This window comes from Heliobacterium mobile (assembly GCF_009720735.1).
Lineage (GTDB): Bacteria > Bacillota > Desulfitobacteriia > Heliobacteriales > Heliobacteriaceae > Heliobacterium > Heliobacterium mobile.
In genome coordinates, this window is record NZ_WNKU01000065.1 from 1 (window position 1) to 4,265 (window position 4,265).

The window sequence follows — 4,265 nt, forward strand, 5'->3', positions numbered from 1 at the left end:
AATACGGACAGGAACTCACCCCCTTTCGGGCATCACTGATTGAACTTTTCTACCAAATCACGAAACGCTTTTGTCCGATCTTCTTCGTTTATGGGCCGGGCGTCCTCGGTGCTGTCTATTCCCAACAATAAGTCCACCGTAACGGGCTGCTTGAGTGTACCGGCTGCGTTCATGAGGTTTGCGGCCAACCAAGCCGTCCGTCGATAGGAGAGTTCATAGTGCGTGACCGTTTCCTTGTTCCGTGCCTCTGCCATTTCGATCAATTCCATCAGCGTCAATCCCCACATCTCCGTAGGGCGTAGCTTTAGGACCCCGAAGGCGGTCTCTTTCACCTGTTTCCAAAAATCCATTCTTGTCGAAACCGGCGTTCCTTCGGGGTCGTCGGTTAGTTTTTTCCCGTGGCCAACTGAAATGCTTCCGTGATTTTTTGATTCACTTCCGCGAGGTTTTCCAAGTCGACGAAAGCCCCGACATCAATCTCCGATAAACCGGGATCTTCATGAACCAATCCCGCCCACAAAAATACCCGTAGCTGTTTGACGCCCATCGCCAATTGATCAAGCTCTTGCAGAGATACGCCTAACTTATCTTCCAACTCGGCCAGCGCATTTAAGTCGTAGCGGAGTCTCCTGGGCTTGTCCAACGTAATTTCGACCAAGGCTTTGTGCTTATTTGCCATTTTGCGTTATCCCTCCATGTTTACGGGGTGATTTCGTTCATAAGGATCAATGCTCCAGTTCCGGTGAGAGACAACTTATAGGTCGCAGCCCCATCCTGCGGAAACTCATAGGGGAAATCGCTGATGATGCAGTGGCCGGTGTACTTTCGACCGGAGGGAAACCGAATTTCTGCCTTAATCATGGCCCGGTTCAACCAAGACTGCTCCAGATACACGGTGGCCGTGTCATCGGCGATCAGGAAGCCGTTACATTCCAAAGTCCATGAGTTTACCCCGGCGACGTTTTCGGCCCAGCCGTTGGCGTCTTTGGAGGTTACGTCTACCACGTGGGTAGCACGGTTTAACGTGGCTCCTGATTGTCCGCCGAGAACGGTATAGGTGGGGGTATCGTCGGTTCCCCCGGTTTTTACATACAACAAAACGTCGACACCCGCGAGTTTTGCCAATTACTCCACCTCCAGTAAGATTGAAAAGTTGACCGAATAAAAAGAACGCCCGTTTTCGTCGGTTCCCACATAGAGGGGAGCCGAGTTTTGGGCGTTACATAAAATCACCTGTTCGGAGCCGATTTGAAATCCTCGCTTTTGATGCAGCATATCCAGGAACTCAAGGGCTTTTTGTTCCGCTTGGGCGGGATGTTTGCTTCGGACCAGCACTTGAAACGAAGGCCGTCGAATGTTTCGATCCGGTGGCCCTCCGCCAAAGATCGTAACGACGACACAATCATCTGGACCGGTCGGTGAAAACCGATTGGCAAAATAAACGGCCGCCATCTCGCTGCGAAGGTACTGAATCAAGTCCATGACTCTCATGTTACTGGCCATCCTTTGGCATCACCTGGCGTAACACCTGACGGATGTGTTTTCGATATGTGTCGGCTTCGCCCTCTAACGGCCGGGTTAGGAACTTATTGCCCACATTGTAGTGGGTTCCAGACATCCCCTCTGTTCCCGGCTTGGCACGCGAACCGGCTCCCAACCGGTATTCACCCTCGTGCATTTGAACGGCGTAGTTGAAATTCCCTTCACGGACGGCATATTGGACATTTACCGTCACCTGATCTCGATTCGTGTTCATTTCCCGAGCATAGGACTTTTCAAGGATTCCTTTGTCATGGGGAGCAATTTCTGACGAAACACGAAGTAAATCATCCGCACAATCGTTGACCGCTTGAACCACCACTTTATTCGATTCACGTTCCGCCTTCGCCAGCTTTTGAAGTACATCTTTGGCATCCACTGTGATGTTGGCCACTATACAACCACCTTCGTAAATACAGGTTTTCCGCCAAAGTCTCGAAGGACGGATACGGATAATGGCTGTCGGGAATACGACACGCCGTTTTCATCGGTCCACTCCATAACATCATTGAAGCCGATTTTTACGAGTCCTCGAAGCAGAATCTCGGCGGTCGAAACCACTTCTTTGCCATGAGAATCTTTGACGAGCATGTGCTTTTCTTCGATCCGACAAGGGATGGTTTTCTTAGAACCAGGTAACATAATCCCCCACGCATCCATGGTGTCGCTGGTGCTTCGCGTAATCCATTGTTTTAATGGAATCAATCGGCGTACCTCCCCACTCGACGTCCAAGGATGGCGATGACTTCCGGGGAAATCCGTCGTATCCCCTCCATAGTGATACTCAGTCCGCTAACCGATACGGCTTTCACGCCTTGTTCGGATTTACGAACCGTTTCGTCCATTCCCAACAGCCAAAGAGCCTGTTCAAACACTGCTTCTTCGGGAAGAGGCCGAATATCGGGTTGATAGTTGCGGAATACCCGGTATAGCTGGGTTTCTGCACTGAGTAAAGCCCTTTGGCGAGTGGAGTTATCCCTAGTCACCCATTCCTCGTTATGAAGCACATTGTTGGCAAAATAGGTGTTGGCTCGGTTCAGATCCGCCACTTACTCACCTACTTCGCGGCAGTTTTGGGCTTCTTATCTTCTACGATTTCTTCCTCGATCACTTCCACGGTATAGCCATAGTCACTCATCAGAAGGTTTTTCAAACGCTCGTCTTCGACGATCGCTTCACCGTTTTGAAACAGTACGCCCTCGGTCACACCGTTATAAATCACGTTAGGCGTTTTAATCCGATATTTTGCCACGATATCCCCTCCCCATAAAAAATGAAGACGTGGCAGATTACTCTACCACGTCAAATCTTACTGTTGTTGTTGCGACTTTTTAATATACCGGAGCCGTGCAGCTGCCCGAGGGTGGAACACCGCCATACCACAATAAAACTCAATCCGGGTACGGAATACCGGCTTACTGTCGATTTCCCCAAGGTCACGCACCGATACACCACCGTTACGGAGGCCCGAGACATACTGCTCTGCTCCAAACTTGATCGCGTAAATGGAGCCAGTATCCGAAGCTGTTCCGGCCTTATCTAATTCGTTAAATCCGAGAATCTCCTGACCCGCACCATCCGTCTCGATCACACGAATCGGAATACCCGCATAGGTACTTACTTGGCGACCAAAAGAATCTTCTCCGCTTTCGATATAGTGAGTCGAGTCTTTTAGTGATTTCTTAATCTCACGGCGCATCGCCTTGGAACAAAGAAGTACGTCCGGTTCACCCTCTACGGCATCAATCAACTCATCCAGTTTATTCGAATCGAAGGATTTATCCTCACCATCAATAATTTGCTTCCCGGTTAACCGTTTCTGCAAGCCGTCAAACTGGCTCGGCTGGGCCGCATCCCCTTTGAAGAAGGCTCGGGTAAACTCCAGAGCTAAGGCTTTTGCTTTCAGGTCCGTATGGATGGAGCGAATGTCGTTGACGTTACCTCGGGTTTGCACGAGGAACTTATCAATATCCACGTCTCCGCCAAGGATATATAAGCCCTCGGATAGCTGGTTGACCACACCCGCCGATTCTACATAGCCTTCGTTGACAGACCGGAAGGCGATGCCCGGTAAGGTCTGCTCCTGATTGTACTTGTAGGAGTTCCCCGAAATCTCCATGAACGGCAGTAGTTCTAGAATCGGAGAAGAACGAGCGAACGTTTGAATAACGCCTTTTTGAAGTACATCCGTCGATAGCTTTGCCGCTTCGGTCATGGTTAGTGCCAAAGTAAAAAATCCTCCCTATGTGCTGTATTGGGGAAAAGATAAAGCGCAATCCGTTTAGGGATTACGCTCGCTGGGCATAGCCCATTTTAAGAAGTTGTATGGAACTGAGCTGATTAAGGTCAGTGGTTTGAGCTTGCGTAGGGTTGGTCGCTTGGCCGATAGGCTGTTCTTGCTTTACGCCAAATAATCCTTTCTTTTCAGCTGCCGCCAACCATTCCAGCTTCGCTTCTGGAGTTAGGTTGTTAGGAACGAGGTCGTGAAAGTCCTTTGGAATACCTTCAAGTTTGGCTTCTAATAGGCCGTTAATAACGGATTCTAATTGTTCAACCCGGCCATTCACGGTCTTGAAACCATCTTGGGCCTTGGTTAACTCATCGGCAGTCGTTTTGTAGAGTTCTTCAAACTTGCCTTGTTGTTCTTTGGCTTGTTTTTCTTGCTGTTCGCGCTCGGCCAACAGCTGGTCCAGTTGGCCCTGGACTTCTTTATATTTGGTGTTGAC

9 protein-coding genes and 1 pseudogene are annotated in these 4,265 nt (G+C 49.7%); all 10 read right to left on the minus strand.

The genetic code is table 11. From position 1 onward, the window contains the following. Positions 1-32: 32 nt before the first annotated feature. On the minus strand, positions 33-350 hold the full coding sequence (locus GJ688_RS19240) for a phage tail assembly chaperone (protein ID WP_155478116.1): 318 nt from the start codon (positions 348-350) through the stop codon (positions 33-35). 35 nt (positions 351-385) lie between these two features. Beyond that, positions 386-679 (minus strand): hypothetical protein, encoded by a 294-nt coding sequence (locus tag GJ688_RS19245; RefSeq protein WP_155478117.1) that lies wholly within the window; start codon positions 677-679, stop codon positions 386-388. Positions 680-699: 20 nt separating this feature from the next. Continuing rightward, the gene (locus GJ688_RS19250; protein ID WP_155478118.1) at positions 700-1,125 is read right to left on the minus strand and encodes a phage tail tube protein; all 426 of its coding nucleotides are present in this window, start codon (positions 1,123-1,125) and stop codon (positions 700-702) included. Continuing rightward, on the minus strand, positions 1,126-1,491 hold the full coding sequence (locus GJ688_RS19255; protein WP_155478119.1) for a minor capsid protein: 366 nt from the start codon (positions 1,489-1,491) through the stop codon (positions 1,126-1,128). Between the two features lies 1 nt (position 1,492). After that, positions 1,493-1,933, minus strand: a complete 441-nt coding sequence (locus tag GJ688_RS19260; protein ID WP_155478120.1) for a hypothetical protein — start codon at positions 1,931-1,933, stop codon at positions 1,493-1,495. Next, positions 1,933-2,244, minus strand: a complete 312-nt coding sequence (locus GJ688_RS19265) for a hypothetical protein (protein WP_155478121.1) — start codon at positions 2,242-2,244, stop codon at positions 1,933-1,935. The genes GJ688_RS19260 and GJ688_RS19265 overlap by 1 nt, the downstream gene beginning before the upstream one ends. Beyond that, on the minus strand, positions 2,241-2,588 hold the full coding sequence (locus GJ688_RS19270) for a hypothetical protein (protein WP_155478122.1): 348 nt from the start codon (positions 2,586-2,588) through the stop codon (positions 2,241-2,243). The genes GJ688_RS19265 and GJ688_RS19270 overlap by 4 nt, the downstream gene beginning before the upstream one ends. A gap of 8 nt (positions 2,589-2,596) precedes the next feature. Further along, positions 2,597-2,791, minus strand: a complete 195-nt coding sequence (locus GJ688_RS19275; RefSeq protein ID WP_170292168.1) for a hypothetical protein — start codon at positions 2,789-2,791, stop codon at positions 2,597-2,599. A gap of 57 nt (positions 2,792-2,848) precedes the next feature. Beyond that, positions 2,849-3,766: a major capsid protein gene (locus tag GJ688_RS19280; protein ID WP_155478124.1), complete on the minus strand. Its 918-nt coding sequence runs from the start codon at positions 3,764-3,766 to the stop codon at positions 2,849-2,851. Between the two features lie 61 nt (positions 3,767-3,827). After that, a pseudogene (locus tag GJ688_RS20355) lies at positions 3,828-4,265 on the minus strand (anaerobic ribonucleoside-triphosphate reductase); the annotation flags it as partial.

What these genes read in the sequence shown, in the direction of transcription:
- GJ688_RS19240 (WP_155478116.1), bottom strand. Translation starts at nt 350, where the DNA reads ATGGATTTTTGGAAACAGGTGAAAGAGACCGCCTTCGGGGTCCTAAAG.
- GJ688_RS19245 (WP_155478117.1), bottom strand. Translation starts at nt 679, where the DNA reads ATGGCAAATAAGCACAAAGCCTTGGTCGAAATTACGTTGGACAAGCCC.
- GJ688_RS19255 (WP_155478119.1), bottom strand. Translation starts at nt 1,491, where the DNA reads ATGAGAGTCATGGACTTGATTCAGTACCTTCGCAGCGAGATGGCGGCC.